At 70.3% G+C, this 16,764-nt stretch carries 15 protein-coding genes; all 15 read right to left on the minus strand.

Translation table 11 applies throughout. The features are described from left to right. Positions 1–3,144: efflux RND transporter permease subunit (locus tag FN976_RS09315; protein WP_145892747.1), on the minus strand; the 3,144-nt coding region annotated here is incomplete at its 3' end. After that, on the minus strand, positions 3,141–4,718 hold the full coding sequence (locus FN976_RS09320) for an efflux RND transporter periplasmic adaptor subunit (protein ID WP_145892748.1): 1,578 nt from the start codon (positions 4,716–4,718) through the stop codon (positions 3,141–3,143). The genes FN976_RS09315 and FN976_RS09320, both read right to left, overlap by 4 nt. Before the next feature lie 167 nt (positions 4,719–4,885). After that, positions 4,886–6,541 (minus strand): alkaline phosphatase family protein, encoded by a 1,656-nt coding sequence (locus FN976_RS09325; protein WP_145892749.1) that lies wholly within the window; start codon positions 6,539–6,541, stop codon positions 4,886–4,888. 43 nt (positions 6,542–6,584) lie between these two features. Continuing rightward, positions 6,585–7,244: a class I SAM-dependent methyltransferase gene (locus FN976_RS09330; protein ID WP_145892750.1), complete on the minus strand. Its 660-nt coding sequence runs from the start codon at positions 7,242–7,244 to the stop codon at positions 6,585–6,587. Between the two features lie 12 nt (positions 7,245–7,256). Next, complete coding sequence (locus tag FN976_RS09335) at positions 7,257–7,694, minus strand: universal stress protein (RefSeq protein ID WP_145892751.1); 438 nt, start codon at positions 7,692–7,694, stop codon at positions 7,257–7,259. Between the two features lie 73 nt (positions 7,695–7,767). Next, the gene (cobT, locus tag FN976_RS09340) at positions 7,768–8,811 is read right to left on the minus strand and encodes a nicotinate-nucleotide--dimethylbenzimidazole phosphoribosyltransferase (protein ID WP_145892752.1); all 1,044 of its coding nucleotides are present in this window, start codon (positions 8,809–8,811) and stop codon (positions 7,768–7,770) included. Beyond that, the gene (locus tag FN976_RS09345) at positions 8,801–10,243 is read right to left on the minus strand and encodes a cobyric acid synthase (RefSeq protein WP_145892753.1); all 1,443 of its coding nucleotides are present in this window, start codon (positions 10,241–10,243) and stop codon (positions 8,801–8,803) included. The genes cobT and FN976_RS09345 overlap by 11 nt, the downstream gene beginning before the upstream one ends. Next, positions 10,240–11,118: an alpha/beta hydrolase family protein gene (locus FN976_RS09350; protein WP_145892754.1), complete on the minus strand. Its 879-nt coding sequence runs from the start codon at positions 11,116–11,118 to the stop codon at positions 10,240–10,242. Before FN976_RS09350 ends, FN976_RS09345 begins: the two co-directional genes overlap by 4 nt. Then, positions 11,112–12,056: an adenosylcobinamide-phosphate synthase CbiB gene (gene cbiB / locus FN976_RS09355; RefSeq protein ID WP_255440262.1), complete on the minus strand. Its 945-nt coding sequence runs from the start codon at positions 12,054–12,056 to the stop codon at positions 11,112–11,114. Before cbiB ends, FN976_RS09350 begins: the two co-directional genes overlap by 7 nt. A gap of 18 nt (positions 12,057–12,074) precedes the next feature. Continuing rightward, positions 12,075–12,644, minus strand: a complete 570-nt coding sequence (cobO, locus tag FN976_RS09360; RefSeq protein ID WP_145892756.1) for a cob(I)yrinic acid a,c-diamide adenosyltransferase — start codon at positions 12,642–12,644, stop codon at positions 12,075–12,077. A 10-nt stretch (positions 12,645–12,654) separates the two neighbouring features. Next, entirely contained in the window at positions 12,655–13,431 is a 777-nt protein-coding gene (locus FN976_RS29405; protein WP_255440263.1) for an ABC transporter ATP-binding protein, read from the minus strand. After that, positions 13,428–14,432: a FecCD family ABC transporter permease gene (locus FN976_RS29410; RefSeq protein WP_255440264.1), complete on the minus strand. Its 1,005-nt coding sequence runs from the start codon at positions 14,430–14,432 to the stop codon at positions 13,428–13,430. The genes FN976_RS29405 and FN976_RS29410 overlap by 4 nt, the downstream gene beginning before the upstream one ends. Next, positions 14,429–15,310: an ABC transporter substrate-binding protein gene (locus FN976_RS09370; protein ID WP_145892758.1), complete on the minus strand. Its 882-nt coding sequence runs from the start codon at positions 15,308–15,310 to the stop codon at positions 14,429–14,431. The genes FN976_RS29410 and FN976_RS09370 overlap by 4 nt, the downstream gene beginning before the upstream one ends. Then, a complete protein-coding gene (locus tag FN976_RS09375; RefSeq protein ID WP_145892759.1) occupies positions 15,307–15,960 on the minus strand; it encodes a bifunctional adenosylcobinamide kinase/adenosylcobinamide-phosphate guanylyltransferase in 654 nt (217 codons plus the stop codon). Before FN976_RS09375 ends, FN976_RS09370 begins: the two co-directional genes overlap by 4 nt. Beyond that, positions 15,953–16,762 carry a cobalamin-binding protein gene (locus FN976_RS09380; protein ID WP_145892760.1) on the minus strand — a complete coding sequence of 270 codons (810 nt, stop codon included), beginning with the start codon at positions 16,760–16,762 and terminating at the stop codon, positions 15,953–15,955. Before FN976_RS09380 ends, FN976_RS09375 begins: the two co-directional genes overlap by 8 nt. Between the last annotated feature and the right edge of the window lie 2 nt (positions 16,763–16,764).

Below are 16,764 nucleotides of genomic sequence, written 5' to 3' on the forward strand. Positions count from 1 at the left end.
CCCCCCCCCCCCCCCCCCCCCGCGGCCGGCGTGCCCCCACCCCGACCCTCCCCCGGAGGGGGAGGGAGGAGCATCCGAAGATGGGGCCTTGCGCCACCGCCGCCCCAGCCGATCGAACGCCAGATAGATCACCGGCGTCGTGAACAGCGTGAGCAGCTGGCTGACGATCAGTCCGCCGAAGATCGCGAGGCCCAGGGGCCGCCGCAGTTCGGCACCCTCACCGAAACCCAGCATCAGCGGCAGCGCGGCGAAGAGCGCCGCCAGCGTGGTCATGAGGATGGGGCGGAAGCGCAGCAGCGCGGCCTGGTGGATCGCCTCGCGCGGCGTCTTGCCCTCGTCGCGCTCCGCATCCAGTGCGAAGTCGATCATCATGATCGCGTTCTTCTTGACGATGCCGATCAGCAGGATGATGCCGATGATGCCGATCACCCCCAGGCCGTTGCCGGAGATCATCAGCGCCAGCAGCGCGCCGACCCCCGCCGAAGGCAGTGTCGAGAGGATGGTCAGAGGGTGGATGTAGCTCTCGTACAGCACGCCCAGCACGATGTAGACGCAAACGACCGCCGCCAGGATCAGCCAGAGCTGGTTGGACAGCGAGTTCTCGAAGGCGCCGGCGGCGCCGAGGAAAGTGACGCTGACGCCGGCCGGCAATTTCATGTCGGTGAGCACCGAACGGATCGCGGTCACCCCGGTGCCCAGCGCGACGCCTTCGGCCGTGTCGAAGCCGATGGTGGCCGCCGGGTACTGCGCCACGTGCGTGATCTGCAGGGGCGCCTGCCGCTCGACGACGCGCGCCACCGCCGACAGGGGCGTCGATTCGCCCGAGCCGGTTCGCAGCTGCAGCGCCTTCAGGGAATCGACCGTGGCCGCCTTGTCGGCGCGCGCCTCCAGTACCACGCGGTACTGGTTGGTCTCGGTGAAGATGGTGGAGACGATGCGCTGGCCGAAGGCGCTGTAGAGCGCGTCATCGATGCTGGAGGTGCTGATGTTCAGCCGCGCCGCCGTGTCGCGGTCCACTTCCACGTAGACCGCCGCTCCGCGGGCGTTGGCATCGGTGGTCACGTTGCGCAGCTTGGGCTCGCGCCGCAGCTGCTCCACCACCCGGGCGGCCCACTCCTCGACCGTCGCCGTGTCGGCCGCCTCCAGCGAGATGCGGTATTGCGTCGGCCCGGTCTCCGACTCGATCGTCAGGTCCTGCACCGGCTGGAAATACAGCGTCGCGCCCGCGACCCGCTGGCCACGCTGCCGCAGGCGGGCCATCACGCCTTCGAGGCTGCCGCGGCCGCTCTTCAGGTTCACCAGCATGCGGCCGGTGTGCAGCATGGTGTTGTTGGCGGCGTCCACGCCGACGAAACTGGCGATGGTGTCCACCGCGGGATCGGCCATCAGCTCGCGCGCCACGTCCTGCTGCAACTGCGCCATCACGGGGTACGAAATCGACTGCGTCGCCTCGACCCGCACCTGCAGCTGGCCGGTGTTCTGGGTCGGGAACAGCCCCTTCGGGATCGCCATGTAGAGGACGACCGTGAGCACCAGCGTGCCCAGCGCCACCAGCAGGGTGAGCGTCGACCGCGCCAGCACCCAGGTGAGCGCCTGGTCGTAGCGGTGGATCACGCGGTCGAAGCCGCGCTGGATCCGCCCGCCGAGGCCGCGCTCCGGCCCGTGGTGCGGCTTCAGCCAGCGCGCCGACATCATCGGGACCAGGGTCAGAGAGACCACCATCGAGATCAGGATGGTGATCGCCAGCGTGACCGCGAACTCGCGGAACAGGCGCCCGATCACGTCGCCCATGAACAGCAGCGGGATCAGCACGGCGATCAGCGACACCGTCAGCGAGATGATGGTGAAGCCGATCTCGCTCGCGCCCTTGAACGCGGCGGTCATCGGGGAATCGCCGTTCTCGATGTGGCGCATGATGTTCTCGATCACCACGATCGCGTCGTCGACGACGAAGCCGGTGGCGATGGTCAGCGCCATCAGCGACAGGTTGTTCAGGCTGTACCCCAGCAGGTACATCACTCCGCAGGCCCCCACCAGTGAAATCGGCACCGAGAGGCTGGCGATGACGGTCGCGCGCGGGCTGTGCAGGAACGCGAAGATCACCAGCACCACGAAGACAACCGCCAGGAAGAGCTCCATCTGCACGTGGTGCACCGAAGCGCGGATGCCGGTGGTGCGGTCGGACAGCACGTCGACCTGGATCGCGGCCGGCAGGCCGGCTGTCAGCTCGGGCAATCGGGCCTTGATGGCGTCGACGGTGGCGATCACGTTGGCGCCTGGCTGGCGCTGCACGTTCAGGATGATCGCCGGCTCGATCCCTGCCCAGGCGCCGAGCTTGACGTTCTCGGCGCTCTGGATCACTTGCGCAACCTCGTGCAGCCGCACCGGCGCGCCATTGCGGAACGAGATGATCAGGTTGCTGTAGTCCTCGACGGCCAGCAACTGGTCGTTGGAGTTGATGGTGTACGAGCGGGTCGGGCCGTCGATGCTGCCCTTGGCCGCGTTCACGTTGGCGCTGGCGATGGTGGAGCGGACGTTGTCCAGCGTGAGTCCCATGGATGCCAGCGCGCGGTTGTCGGCCTGGATCCGCACGGCCGGCCGCTGGCCCCCCGCCAGCGAGACCAGGCCGACGCCGCCCACCTGGCTGATCTTGAGCTCGAGCCGCGTGTCGGCGATGTTGCGCACTTCGGTCAGCGGCAGCGTCTTCGATGTCAATGCAAGCGTCAGCACCGGCGCGTCGGCCGGGTTCACCTTCGCGTAGACCGGCGGCGCCGGCAGGTCGGCGGGCAGCAGCGAGCCGCCGGCGTTGATGGCGGCCTGCACCTGCTGCTCCGCGACGTCGAGCGCCAGGCCCAGGCCGAATTGCAGGGTCACGATGGAGACGCCCGCCGCGCTGGTCGAGCTCATGCGCGAAAGTCCCGGCATCTGGCCGAACTGCCGCTCCAGCGGCGCCGTGACGGTCTGCGCCATCACCTCGGGACTCGCGCCGGGATACAGGGTCTGGACCTGGATCGTCGGGTAGTCCACCTGCGGCAAGGCGGCAAGCGGCAGGAAACGCAGGCCGACGAGGCCGGCCAGCACGATGGCCAGCATCAGCAGCGAGGTCGCGACCGGCCGCAGGATGAAGGGGCGGGACGGATTCATCGGGGGGCGCTGGCAGCCTCCTGCCTGCGCTGCCGGCGCGCGGCACGCTCCTCGGGCGTGAGGTTGGCGCCGGCACCCATCGCGGAAGAGGCGGCACCATTGGGTCTCTGGGCTTGCCCCTCCCCCCTCTGGGGGGAGGCCGGGAGGGGGGCTTCGCGCGCCCCCGCCCAAGGTGAAGTCACGTCCGCGTTCCGCCGCGCCGCCGAAGCGCCCTGGAACGGCTCCGAAGCCGCCGGCTGCGCCGCGGACGCAGCACCCTGGCGCCGCCGCCCTTGCCCGCCCGGGCCGCCGCCGCCTCCTGGCGTGTCGCCGGGCAGCATGACGCGCGCACCGTCGCGCAAGCGGTCCGCACCCTCGGTGATCACCTTTTCGCCGATCGCCAGCCCGTTCGCCACCTGCACCTTGTCGCCCACCGGCTGGCCACGGACCACGGGCCGCAGCTTCACCGTCCGGTCGTCCATCAGCACGAACACGTAGTCGCCGCTGCCGCCCTGGCGCAGCGCCGACACCGGCACCACGACCGCGTCGTTGATGGTGCGCAGCTGCAACTGCACGTTCACGAACTGGCTGGGAAAGAGCTGCTGGCGCGTGTTGTTGAAGCGCGCCTTGGCGCGCACGGTGCCGGTCTGCGTGTCGATCTGGTTGTCCAGCGACGCGAAGGCGCCGGTGTCCAGCAGGGTCGTGCGGGTGCGGTCCGTGGCCTTCACTTCCATGAAGGCACCGGCGTTGTGCTGCAGCCAGGACGCGTGGTCCTGCGGCACCGCGAACTCCACGTCGATCGGGCTGAGCTTGGTGATGACGCCCACGCCGTTGGCGTCGCTCGGGCCCACGGTGTTGCCGACGTCCACCGTGCGCAAGCCGACGCGCCCGTCGATGGGCGCCACGATCCGGGTGTAGCCCAGGTTCAGGCGGGCCGTGCCCTCGTTCGCCTTGGACGTGACCACCGCCGCCTCCAGCTGCCGCACGGTCGCCGTCTGCGTGTCCACCTCCTGCCGGGCGATGGAATCCTGCTTCAACAGGGTTTCGAAGCGCGCCAGGGTGACGCGCGCGGCGGCGAGCTGCGCCTCGTCGCGCATGCGCGCGCCGAGCGCCTGCTGCAGCGCCATCTCGAAGGGCCGCGGGTCGATGGTGGCCAGCAGCTGGCCGCGCTTGACGTTCTGGCCTTCCTTGAAGAGCACCTGCTCCAGCACGCCGGACACCTGCGGGCGCACCCGCACGGTCGCTTGCGGCACCACCGTGCCGAGGGCCTCCAGGGTGACCGGGATGTCCGCGCGCTCCGCCACCGCGAAGCCGACCGTCGTGGCGCCCCCGCGGCCGCCTGGCCCGCCGCCCGGCCGGCCTGCGCCACCGCCACCGCCACCGCCACCGCCCGGCCCGCGTTGCGCGGCCGCCGTGGGCTCGGCCGGCCGGGTCAGGCTCCAGGCCAGCCAGCCGACGCCCACGACCACCAGCAGGGCAATGACCGATCCGAGGATCGAAGCGCGGCGGCTCAGCCGCTTGCGCGGCGCCGGCGCCGCGGTCGGCTGTTCGAAGTATTCGGGTGGTCCGTCAGCCGAAGGCGGGGGTGTTGGCATTCGTTTTTTCTCTCTCGCTTCGAGCCCAAGTTCAGCAGCAGCGAGCGTGCCGCCTGGCCACGGCTCAGTTCGACAGTGGCGGGCGCGACACGGTGTAGGCGGGTTCCTGCCGGGTTCGCGGTGGCGTCAGTATGCGCGCCCGCTGTGAATCGCGGATGAAGTTCGCCTCAGGGACCGCGAAACGGCAGCGGCCGGCCTTCGCTGGCTGAAGGCGGCGCCACCCCCAGGACGGCCGCGAGGGTGGGCGCGATGTCGGCCACCTCGACGCGGGCAGCGCGCTGGCCCGGGCTCACCCACCGCGGCCCCCAGGCCAGGATGGGCACGTTGGTGTCATAGGGATGCGGAGAGCCGTGCGTGGCGATGGACGAGCTGGAGGTCATCATCCAGTTGGCAGCCAGCGCGTACTGGACGTCTCCCGAGATGTCGCGGTTCCAGCTCTTGCGCATGGCCTCGAAGAATGGCGCGCCGGCGCGGCTGCCCGTCTCCAGTTCGCGGCGCGTGTAGGCGGCCGCGATGGCCGGCTCGGCCGCCAGCACGGCGCGGGCCGCTTCGGCGACGGTGTCGAACTGGAGCCCGCGCTCGGCCATCAGCTTGCGGTCGAGCACCAGGGCGGACGCCGAGAGGAACTGGGCGAGCTTGGGCGCGCCGAACCGCTTTTCCAGCTCGGCGTTCACGCGGCCCAGGGTCTGGCTGCCCGAGAGCCGGCCGGCCGTCAGGCCGCGCGACTGGCTCACTTCCGGCGGTGGCATGAAACCGTGGTCGGCCGTCAGCACCGCGATGTAGTTGTCGCGCCCGATGGTGGCGTCGAGGTCGCGGAAGAAGGCTTCCAGCATCCGGTCCAGGTGCAGGAAGTGATCGTGCGACAGGCGCGATTCGGCGCTCCAGCGGTGGTTGACGTAGTCGTGACCGGAGAGGCTGATGGCGAGGATGTCCGGCGCGTCGTCGGCGCCGAGCTGTTCGCCGGCGATGGCGGCCCGTGCGAATTCCAGCGACAGCACGTCGGCGTAGGGGCTGCGCAGCAAGGCGCTGTAGAACGCGGGCCCCGGCTTGTCGTCGGCGGGCACGCCCATCGTCATCGGCAGCTTGCCGCCGGCGGGGCCGTACCAGGGCTGGCTGTCCGGAATCGAACGTGCATAGGCCGCGTCCGGCAGCAACGGCTTCCATTCGGCCTTGAAGTAGCGGTCGGCGCGTTTGCCGGCATTGAACGCATTGACCCAGGCCGGGTGCGCGGGCATGTAGTGCGTGGTCGAAGCGAATTCGCCGGTGCCCGTCATGTACATGTAGGCCGTGCCGGTCTTGCCCGCCGGAAGGATGGCACCCCGGTCCTTGCCGGAGATCCCGATCACCTTGGACCGCGGGTCGGCGCGGCGCAGCACATCGCCCACCGTCTCCACCTTCAGGTTGCGCGGGCTGGTGCCGTCCAGCGGCTGGGTCTTGTTGCCGATGTAGGTGGCGCTGGTGTCGCCGGTGCAATAGACGTCCTGGCCGGTGTTCACGTCCTTCCACTCGTTGCCGATGATGCCGGTGCGATGCGGGTAGGCGCCGGTGAGCATCGTGGCATGGCCGGCGGCCGTGACGGTGAACGAGTAGCCGTAGTGCGCGTCGCTGAACCAGGCGCCACGGTCGAGGAAGCGCGCAAAGCCGTCGGGCGCCAGCTGGTCGCGGTAGGCCGTCACCTGCCGCTGCGGCAGGCCGTCGACGACCAGGAAGACCACGAGCTTCGGCTTGCCGGCCTGGGCGGAGGTCGCCGGTGGCGCCTGGTTGGCACAGGCGGCCAGCAGCAGCGCGGCCGAAAGGAGCGTGAGCGTGCGGAGAGACTTCATGGCGCCAGCCTAGGCGCCGCCGCCCGGGCCCGCCATGGGGGTTCTACCGGGCGAGCCGGCCGCTGGCGATGTAGATGCCGCCCAGCCCGGCCGTGTGGACCTGCAGGCCGGTCATGCGCCGCCCGAGTTCGTCCCAGGGGCGCTGCAGGCCGGCCAGCGAGCTCGTCGAATACAGCGCGGCGGCCAGCACGAAGGCATTGGTGGCCCACATCCAGGGCGCCGCCCACTGCAGGCCCGTGGCCACGACGTGGGCTCCCGGCTTCAGGTGGCCCAGCACGTGGTCGATGGCGGCCGGGTCGCGCAGAACATCGTGCGTGAAATGGAACAGCGCGGCATCGGCTTGGCCGCGCAGGGGCGCCTCGGCCGCGGTCGCACCCAGCAGGTCGACGTTGACCCAATGGTGGCGGTTCACACGTTCGCGCGCCTGCGCCAGCATTTCCGCGCAGGGCTCGACGCCGACGATGCGTCCGCGCGGCAGGACGCCCTCCTCCAGCGCGGCGAAGCTGAGGCCGGTGCCGCAGCCGACGTCCAGCACGGTGTCGCCCGGGCGCAGTTCCAGCGCCGCGATGGCCTGCGCACGGTAAGGCTCGAAAGGCGCCAGCTCGAGGTCGTACTGGGCGGCGCGCTGCGCGTACTGCGCCTGCGAATACAAGTTCGAAGAGGAACGGCCGGCCTTCCGGCGCTTGCCGGCGGGGGACTGCATGCGGCCTGCCGGCTAGCGCGTGATGACCGTGAGCACGCTGCAGGGGGCGTGCTCGATCAATGCCCCAGAGATCGAGCCGCGCCACCAGCGCGCAGCCCAGCTGTCCAGGTGCTTGTGCCCGACCACGATGAGGTCGGCGCCGATCTTGTGGGCCGCCTTGGTGATCTCGTCGATGGCTTCGCCGGTGACGACTTCGCCGCGCGCCGTCCAGCCGGCATCCGCCAGCCGCTTCAGGCCGTCCTCGAGCACGGCCAGGTACTTCTTCTTCTCGCGCTCCTCGAGTTCGACGTCGTACACGCCGCCTTCCAGGCCGACGAAGCTCATGGCGGACGGCATCACGGCGATGAGGTGCAGGTCGGACTGGCTCCATTGCGCAAGCTCCCGGCAATCGAGCAAGGCTTTCTGGCCGGCATCCGAGCCGTCGTACGCCAGCAGGATTTTCTTGTACATGGAAAGGCTCCCGGGACGACTTTAGTAGTGATGGGGCGGAGCATAGTCCGGGACGCAGCCCCGCACAACCTCATCACCGTACCGAGTTTTCCCTAGAGACCCCGGCGGATTCGAAGCTGGCCATTCCGGCCAGCAACATGCAGGCCGACACCAGCAAGGGCCAGGCCAGCGCGGCGCCCGAGCCCTCGCCCAGGCGCAAGCCCAGGTCCAGCAAGGCACGCGCTTCCAGGTGTTGCAGCATCAGCGCATGACCATGCTCCCCGGAACGGTGCGCGAACACGCAGCGTTGCGTGACATGCGGTGCGATCCGGTGCGCGACCAGGACGGCCGCGGTGGAGATGAAGCCATCGACGACGATCACGCGGCGCTCGGTTCCGGCCTGCAGCACGGCACCCGTCATCGCCGCGATCTCGAAGCCGCCGAAGGCGGCCAGCGCGTCGAGGGGCTCGATGGCGCCCGCGTGGAGCGCCAGCACACGTGCCAGCACCTGGTGTTTGCGGGCCACGCCTGACGCATCCAGGCCGGTGCCCGCACCCACGCAATCGTCCAAGGGCAAATCACACAGGCGCGCGAGCAACAGCGATGCGGCGGACGTGTTGCCTATGCCCATCTCACCGAGCAGCAAGGCGTTGCCGGGCAAGGCCCGCACCACGTCGCGCCCCATGGCGACCGCCTCCCGGCATTGCGCCGGTGTCATCGCGGGACCTTGCGACGCATCGGCGGTGCCGGCCGCGATCTTGCGCGACACCAGCCCCGGCTGCGGCGCGAAGTCGTGGCGCACGCCGCAGTCGACCACGGTGAGGGCCAGCCCGTGCTGGCGCGCCAGCACGCTGGCCGCGGCGCCGCCCGCCAGGAAGTTGTGCACCATCTGCCACGTGACGTCGCTGGGATACGCCGAGACGCCCTGCGCCGCCAATCCGTGGTCGGCGGCGAACACGACGAGCTGTGGCTGCGCAAGCCGCGGCGTGTCGGTGCCGAGGATCAAACCGATGCGCAGCGCGAGCTCCTCGATGCGGCCCAGTGCGCCCAACGGCTTGGTCTTGCCATCGATCTTGCGTTGCAGGCGCGCAGCCAGGTCAGCGTCGTGCAGGTCGGCGATCTCCGTCTCAATTGGCATCCAGCAAACCCTTCAACACACCGGGCGCGAAGTGCGCGTCGACAAAGTCCGCGAGACCCTCGAACACGCTGTCCAGCGTCGGCGCCGCGGCGCCGAACAGCGCGTGCAGCACGGCCGTGTCTTCGAACAAGCCATGCAGGTACACGCCCAGCACATTGCCTTGCGCGCTCTGCCAGCCCAGCCCGTCCGGCAGAACCGGACGTCCAGGTGCCATCGCCGGATGCTGCGCCGTCTGGCCGTGGCGGATCTCGTAACCGGCGCAGTGCACGCCAGAGAGCGCGGACCAGGGACCTTCAACATCGCCGAATACCGAGTCCGTGCGGCGCACCGTCTTGTCCGGCGCAAACGCCGTCACCAGCGGCAGCAGGCCCAGCCCTGGCGCATTGCCATCGATGCCGTGCGTGTCCACCAGCGCTTCCCCCAGCATCTGCAAGCCGCCGCAGATCCCCAGCACCCGCCTGCCGGCCGCCGCATGCGACGCGACCGCAGCGTCCAGGCCCTGCGCGCGCAACCACGCCAGGTCGCCCGACGTGTGCTTGGAGCCGGGCAGGATCACCCAGTCGGCGCCGGCCAAAGCGGCAGGTGTGCGCGCCCAGACCAGCCGCACACCCGGCACGTTCTTCAGCGGCTGGAACTCGTCGAGGTTGCTGATGCGCGGGTAGGCGATGACGGCCACCGTGGTGTGCACGGCGCCGCTCGCCGTCGCGCGGTCATCGAACACGCCGTCTTCCTCGGGCAGGCCGTGGCCCCACCACATGGGCAAGGTCGCCACCGTCGGCACGCCGGTCAGCGCCTGCAGCCGCTCCGGGCCCGGCGCCAGCAACGCGGCGTCGCCACGAAAGCGGTTCAGCACGAAACCCCGAAGCAGAGCCCGGTCTTCGGGTGGCAGCAGCGCCCAGGTGCCGTAGAGATGCGCGAAGGCGCCGCCCCGGTCGATGTCCGTCACCAGCAGGCAGCGCGCCGCGGCATGCCGCGCGACCCGCAGGTTGACGATGTCGCTGGCCTGCAGGTTGATCTCGGCCGGCGAACCCGCGCCTTCGATGACAACGACTTCGTTCTCCGCGCGCAGCTGGTCCAGCGCATCGGCCACCACGGGCCAGACCTTCTCGCTGCGGCCGCGCCAGGGCATGCGCGTCAGCGCTTCGTCCACCTGGCCGAGCAGCACCACCTGGCTGTGCGTGTCGCGCTCGGGCTTCAGCAGCAGCGGGTTCATGCGCACCTCGGGCTCGGCCCGCGCGGCCAGCGCCTGGAAGTACTGGGCCGCCCCGATCTCACCGCCCGCCACCACCCGCGCGTTGTTGCTCATGTTCTGCGCCTTGAAAGGCGCCACGCGCAGGCCCTGCCGCGCCACCCAGCGGCACAGCGCGGTGGCGAGCCAGCTCTTGCCGGCCCCACTGGTGGTGCCCAGCACCATCACGCAGCGTGCGCTCAACGCGGCTCCCGCCCCTGGGCAAAGCCGTGGGTCCGCAGGAATTCCAGCACCCGCGGCCGCCAGAGTTCCGCGCCATCGGCGAACAGCCGGTGGCCATCCGCACCGAAGGGCGGAAACTGCACGAATTCGCCGGGCCCGCCGCCGGCGCGGTACGCCTCGAACCAGGTACGCGGATGGGTGGGACCGAAATACATGTCGTTCTCGCTGTAGATCCACAACGTCGGGATGCGCGCCGACTGGCCAAAACCGGAAAACATGCGTCCGAGCAGCGCCGGCTGGCAGGGCTGTTGTGGCGAGGTCTCCGGATTGCCACCGCCACCGCCGGCAAAGTTGATGGCCAGCTGGACCCCGGGCGGATTGCGCGCCGCCACCGCGAGGGCCGTGGCGCCGCCATAGGACTGGCCGAGCACGACGCCGCGATCGCCCGAGACGTCGGGCCGAGCCCGCAACAGTGCGATCACGGCAAGGGTCTGGTCGGCCGCCGCTTGATACCCCGGCGGGTAGTTGCGTTTGCTGCAGGGACCCGACGCCTCCACGTCGGGCCCGCCGGTGTCCCCGTAGCCGATCCGCGTGGGCACGGCGACGATGAAGCCTTGCTGCGTGAGCCAACGCGAATGCGCGGTGTAGCGGGCCCGGCCGAACGACGCGCGTTCCTCGGCTTTGCCGGAACGGCCGTGCCCCAGGACAGCGAGCGGATACGGCCTGGGCATCGCGTCGTCGTGGAAGATCGTCACGACGATGGTGTGCGTGACGGGCTTCCCGTGCATGTCCTCGACGCGGACTGGCAGCTGGACGACCTCTTCGATCAGCCTTGCCTGCGTCTGGCCCATGCAGGCAGCGAGCGCGCACGCCAGCAGCAGGCGCGCGATCACCATGTGCGCCCCCAGCCCAGCGCCGCCAGCATGACCGCCGCCCAACCGCCCAGCAGCAGGATGGCGCCGCCCGACAGGGCGATGGCCTTGCCGGTGTCCGCCGCGGCCGGTGCCGGCGCGCCTTCGTTCAACGCGTACACACCGGGCTTGCGCAGCCGCACGTTGAGCGCGAGCGCCATTGCCGACATCGGCCAGCCGCTGTTGGGCGACGGCGTGCGGTGCGCGTCGCCGCGCAAGCGCGCCAGCGAAATGCCGCCGGCGGCCACCGCGACCAGCAAGGCCGTGAAGCGCGCCGGGATCCAGGACAGCACGTCGTCGGCACGCGCCGCCCATTTGCCGGCCCATTCCCAGTGGACGCCCGCGCGGAAGCCGCGATACCCCCACATCGCATCGGCGGTGTTGCAGAACCGGTAGACCATCGCGCCCGGGAGGCCGGCCACCACGAACCAGAAGACCGGCGCCACCACCGAGTCGTTCAGATTCTCGGCCAGCGATTCGATCGCGCTTTCGCGCACCTGCGAAGCGTCGAGCCGCATCACCTCGCGGCTGACGATGCGGCCGAGCCGCCGGCGCCCGGCATCCAGCGATTCGGCCAGGCCCTGCTCCACGCCGGCGACTTCGTCGCGCAGCATGCGCCAGGCCAGCATCGGTTTCAGCAGCAGGCCCAGCAGCAAGCCGGCCAGCACGGGATGCAGCTTCAACACCACCGACTGCAGCAACCAGGCCGCCAGCCCGCACAGCATCGCCCCGCCATACCAGGCCAGCGCGCCCGCGGTGAAAGCCTGCCAGTTGGGCGAAGGCAGCGCGGTGCGCGGGGCGATCAATCCGCCGATCCATCCCAGGTAACGCCCCATCCACACGACCGGGTGCACCAGCAGCGGCGGCTCGCCCCACCAGCGGTCGATGACGAGCGCCACCAGCAGCGCCAATCCGAAAGACAAATTGGGGTCAGATTCCAATTAATCTTCAATCCCGCGCTGGGCGGGAACCCCTGCATTGAACGCATGCTTGATCTTCGTCATCTCCGTCACGGTGTCGGCCAGTTCGATGATCTCCGGCGGGCAGCGCCGGCCTGTGATGGCGACGTGCACGTCCCTGGGGCGTTCGCGCAGGGTCGCGAGCACGTCGTCCAGCGGCAGCCAGCCATAGATCAGAGGATAGGTCAGTTCGTCCAGCACCACCAGGAAGTACGCTCCGGAAAGGATGGATGCCCGCGCCTTCTGCCAGCCATCGCGCGCCAGCTGCGCGGAGCGCTCCAGGTCCTGGCTTTTCCAGGAGAAGCCGTCCCCCAGGCCTTCGATGGGAATGCCGATCTGCTCGAACATGCGGTGCTCGCCGAAGCGGGCCGTGGGCACCTTCATGAACTGGTAGATCTTGACGGCCTTGGCGCGGCCATGCGCGCGCAGCGCCAGGCCGAAAGCGGCCGTGCTCTTGCCCTTGCCATTGCCGGTATGGACGATGACCAGCCCGCGCCGCTCGCCTTCGGGCTTGTCGTAGGGTTTCGCCGATGGCGGTTGTTCGATGTTCATGCAGTCCCAGTCAATTCGGCAGGGCCACCCATTGGCCGTCGACCGACTTCACGCGGATGCGCTGGCCGAACACGCTTTCCAGCGCACGATGCGTCGCGGCATCGGCGCATTCGCCTTGATGCACGACACGCCCGCGGTCCATCACCACCATGTCGTCGGCCTGCAGCGCCATGGGGACTTCATGCAGCACACTCGCCACCGTGCGGCCGGCGCGCGCCAGTTGCCGCACCAGTGAAAGCCAGTCGGCCTGGTGCGGCGGATCCAGGTTGGCCAGCGGCTCGTCCATCAGCAGCACCTGCGCCTCGACCGCCAGCGCGCGCGCCAGCAGCACGCGCTGGCGCTCGCCGCCGGACAGCTGGCCCAAGGCACGTTCGCGCCATTCCCAGGCCTGCGTCGCGCGCAGGGCACGTTCCACCGCCGCGCGATCGATCTCACTGGGGCCGGCCAGCCAGGGCTGGTGCGGCAGGCGCCCGAGCATCGCGACGTCGTACACCGTCAGGTCGTCCGCGGCGCCTTCGTTCTGGCCCAGCCAGGACAGCAGGCGGGCGCGTTCGCGCGCGGCGATGGTGCCCAGGCTGCGGCCTTGCAGGAACACCTCGCCCTCGTGCGGCAGCAGGCCGGCCAGCACGCGCAGCAACGTGGACTTGCCCGCGCCATTGGGCCCGACCACGGCGGTCCAACGGCCTGCCGGCAGGGCGAGATCGATGCCGTGAAGCACCTGCGCCCTGTGCGAGCCATGGCCGAGTGACGCACACACGGCCTTCGCCTGCAGTGCCACGCCACTCACGACAAGCCGCTCCCCGGGCGTCCACGCCGGTGCATCAGCCACAGCAGGTAGCTGCCCCCCAGCACCGCCGTCAGAACGCCCACCGGCAGTTCCTGCGGCGCCATGATCCAGCGGGACAGCAAGTCGGCCGTCATCAGAAGCAAGCCGCCCATCAGCGCGCTGAGCAGCAGCAGGCGGCTGTGCGTGGTCTTCACGATGGAGCGCACCAGGTGCGGCGCGGCCAGCCCCACGAAGGCGATCAGGCCCGTCTGCGCGACGGCCGCGCCGGTTGCCAGCGCGAGCACGGCGACCAGCGCGACGCGCACGGCGGCCAGCGGCAGCCCCAGGCTGGCGGCGGTCGATTCGCCGAGCGCCAGTCCGTCCAGCACCCGCCCCAGCGACCACGCCACCAGCAGCGCGGGCAACGCCACGGCCGCCATCACGCCGCAAGCCGTCCAGCCGACGAAGCCCGTGCTGCCCAGCATGAAGGCCTGCATCGCCTGCAGGATGTCCGGCACGGCGAGCGTGACGAGGTCGCGCGCGGCGCTCAAGACGACGCCGACAATGACGCCCGCGAGCAGCAGCCGCAGCGTGTGCTGCACGCCGCGCGCCAGCGCCAGCGTCAGCAGCACGCCGCCCACGGCGCCTGCGAAAGCCGCGCCAGTCAGGCCGAGCCGCACCAGCCATTGCGTGGCGAAGGGCGAGGCGCCGAACAAGGCCAGCGCCAGCGCCACGCCCAGGGCGGCACCGGAAGCACTGCCCAGGAGAAATGGATCCGCCAGCGGATTGCGGAACAGCCCCTGTGCGACCGCGCCCGCGAGGCCGAGCAGCACGCCGGCCAGCCAGGCGCCCAACGTGCGCGGCAACCGGATGTCCCAGACGATCTGCCAGGCGACGGGGTCTTGCCAGGCGCGCAGCACGCTGTCGAAACCGGTGCTGCCGACGCCCGCGCCGAGCAGCAGGACACAGGCCGCCGCCGCAAGCAGGGCGAGCCCGAAGCTCCAGGCACGAGCCGCCCTCACTCCCGCTTGCTCCCGGCGGTAGAGGGCGTCAGACCCTTCTCGGTCACACAGCGCGCCACCAGCCGCGCCGCGTCCGCCATGCGCGGCCCCGGCCGCACCAGGATGTCGGACTCCTCGGCCGTGAACACGCAGACCCGTTGTTCGCGCAACGCGCGCATGCCGGCCCAGCCGGGACGCTGTTCCAGGCCCATGGCGTTGCGCGCGCCGATCATGATGATGTGCGGGTCGGCGCGCACCACGTATTCCGGGTTGACCCGCGGGAACGGCCCCAGGTGGTCGGCGACGATGTTCTTCAGCCCCAGGCGCAGCATCATCTCGCCGATGAAGGACTTGTTGCCGGCGGCGTAGCCGCCCGTGCTGACCTCGTAGTACACGCGCAGGTTCCGGGCGGCCGGCGGGAGCGACTGGGCGACGGCAGCGACACCCGCATCGATGTTGCGCCAGATGCGTGGCGCATCCGGTGCGTCCACGATCTTCCCGAGGAGTCCCATGACCCGCTGCACGTCGGCCGAACTGCGCGGCTCCAGCGCGATCACTTTCAGCCCCAGCGCCTCGAGGCGCTGCGCCCCGCGTGACGAGGTGGCCATCAGCACGACGTCCGGCTTGAGCGCGACCACGGCTTCGATGTTGGGGTCGATGCCGCCGCCCACCTGGGGCAGCTTGCGCACCGGCGCGGGGAAGTTGGAGTAGCGATCCACGCCGACCAGGCGGTCGCAGCGGCCCAGTTCGCACACGGTTTCCGTCAGAGAAGGCAGCAGGCTCACGATGCGCTGCGGGGTCGCCGGCAAGGTGACGGTGACGCCGCGGTCGTCGGTGACCTGCAGCGCCGGCGCGGCGATCGGCAGCGTGAGCAGCAGCGCGGCGAGCAACATCCTCATGGCTCACCTTTCAGCGGCAAAGGCAGGCCTGCCGACATCAGCGTGACCCGTTCGCAGGCCGCGGCCGCCGCCTGGTTCAGGCTGCCGAGCGCGTCGACGAAGGTCCGCACGTCGCGGCCCATGGGGATGACCCCGAGGCCGATCTCGTTGCTGATGAGGATGAGGGGGCCGGCGCAGGCGGCGATGGCGTCGGTGAGAAGGTCGGCGCCCGGCGCCCCCACCCCAGCCCTCCCCCGGAGGGGGAGGGAGTCCTGTATTGCCCCCTCCCCCTCCGGGGGAGGGCTGGGGTGGGGGCGCACGCGCGTCACACCCTCACCGGCAGCCGGCATCAACATCGCCGTCAGCCACAACGTCAAGCAATCGACCACGACCAACGTCCCCGCATCGCTATGCATCCCGATCGCATGCGCCAGCGCCAGCGGCTCTTCCACCGTCGCCATCCGGGGCACGCGCCGCGCCCGGTCCAGGCGATGCCGCGCGATGCGATCCCGCATCTCGTCGTCCCAGGCCTGCGCCGTCGCGATGTACACCGCCTGGTGCTGGTCCGACAGCGCGAGCCACGCCGCCGCCAGCGATTCGGCCCGCGCCGTCTTCCCGCTCTTCTGCCCGCCGAGGATCAACTCACTGCGCGCGACCTGCAGATCAGCCATGGACCTCGCTCCAGGCCAGCACGATCCGATGCAGCTGCGCCACCCCATCCGTCAAGGCTGCCGGCCCCGGCTGCAGAATGTCTGCCGACTTGATCTCGAAGAGCTGCGCATCGCGCACCGCGTTCACGGCGTCCCAACCCGGGCGCGCCGCCACCTTCCCGGCGCGGAACTTCTTGCCGCACCACGAACCGACGATGATGTCCGGGTTGCGGCGCACGATCTCGGCACCGTCCGCAATGATGCGGTCCTTGCCCATGGCCTGCACGGCCAGCTCCGGGAACACGTCGTCGCCACCCGCGATGCCCACCAGCTGCGACACCCAGCGGATCCCGCTGATGTGCGGCTCGTCCCACTCCTCGAAGAACACGCGCGGCCGGCGCGGCAAGGCGCGGCCCACAGCTTCGATCGCCAGCAGGCGCGAACGCATGCCTTCGAGCAGGCGCAGCCCGTCCTCCGCGCGGCCCACCATCGCCGCCACTTGGTACAGCATGGCGAAGATCTCGTCGACGCTGCGCTGGTTGAAGATGGTGACCTGCACGCCCTTGCGGACCAGTTCCGCCGCGATGTCGGCCTGCAGGTCGGAGAAGCCGAACACGCAGTCCGGCTTCAGGTCCAGGATCTTGTCGATCTTCGCGCTGAGGAACGCGCTGACCTTGGGCTTTTCTTCGCGCGCGCGGCGCGGCCGCACCGTGTAGCCCGAGATGCCGACGATGCGCGCTTCCTCCCCCAGCAGGTACAGCCATTCCGTCGCTTCCTCGGTGAGGCAGACGATGCGCTGCGGGCCGCGGGGGATCGTCAACATGC

The sequence above is a fragment of the Caenimonas sedimenti genome, from assembly GCF_007833165.1.
GTDB lineage: Bacteria > Pseudomonadota > Gammaproteobacteria > Burkholderiales > Burkholderiaceae_C > Ramlibacter > Ramlibacter sedimenti.

Coding starts and splice junctions, on each gene's coding strand:
- FN976_RS09325 (WP_145892749.1), bottom strand. CDS start 6,541: ATGAAGTCTCTCCGCACGCTCACGCTCCTTTCGGCCGCGCTGCTGCTG.
- FN976_RS09350 (WP_145892754.1), bottom strand. CDS start 11,118: ATGGTGATCGCGCGCCTGCTGCTGGCGTGCGCGCTCGCTGCCTGCATG.
- FN976_RS09380 (WP_145892760.1), bottom strand. CDS start 16,762: ATGTTGACGATCCCCCGCGGCCCGCAGCGCATCGTCTGCCTCACCGAG.
- FN976_RS09320 (WP_145892748.1), bottom strand. CDS start 4,718: ATGCCAACACCCCCGCCTTCGGCTGACGGACCACCCGAATACTTCGAA.
- FN976_RS09330 (WP_145892750.1), bottom strand. CDS start 7,244: ATGCAGTCCCCCGCCGGCAAGCGCCGGAAGGCCGGCCGTTCCTCTTCG.
- FN976_RS09335 (WP_145892751.1), bottom strand. CDS start 7,694: ATGTACAAGAAAATCCTGCTGGCGTACGACGGCTCGGATGCCGGCCAG.
- cobT (WP_145892752.1), bottom strand. CDS start 8,811: ATGCCAATTGAGACGGAGATCGCCGACCTGCACGACGCTGACCTGGCT.
- cobO (WP_145892756.1), bottom strand. CDS start 12,644: ATGAACATCGAACAACCGCCATCGGCGAAACCCTACGACAAGCCCGAA.
- FN976_RS09375 (WP_145892759.1), bottom strand. CDS start 15,960: ATGGCTGATCTGCAGGTCGCGCGCAGTGAGTTGATCCTCGGCGGGCAG.
- FN976_RS09370 (WP_145892758.1), bottom strand. CDS start 15,310: ATGAGGATGTTGCTCGCCGCGCTGCTGCTCACGCTGCCGATCGCCGCG.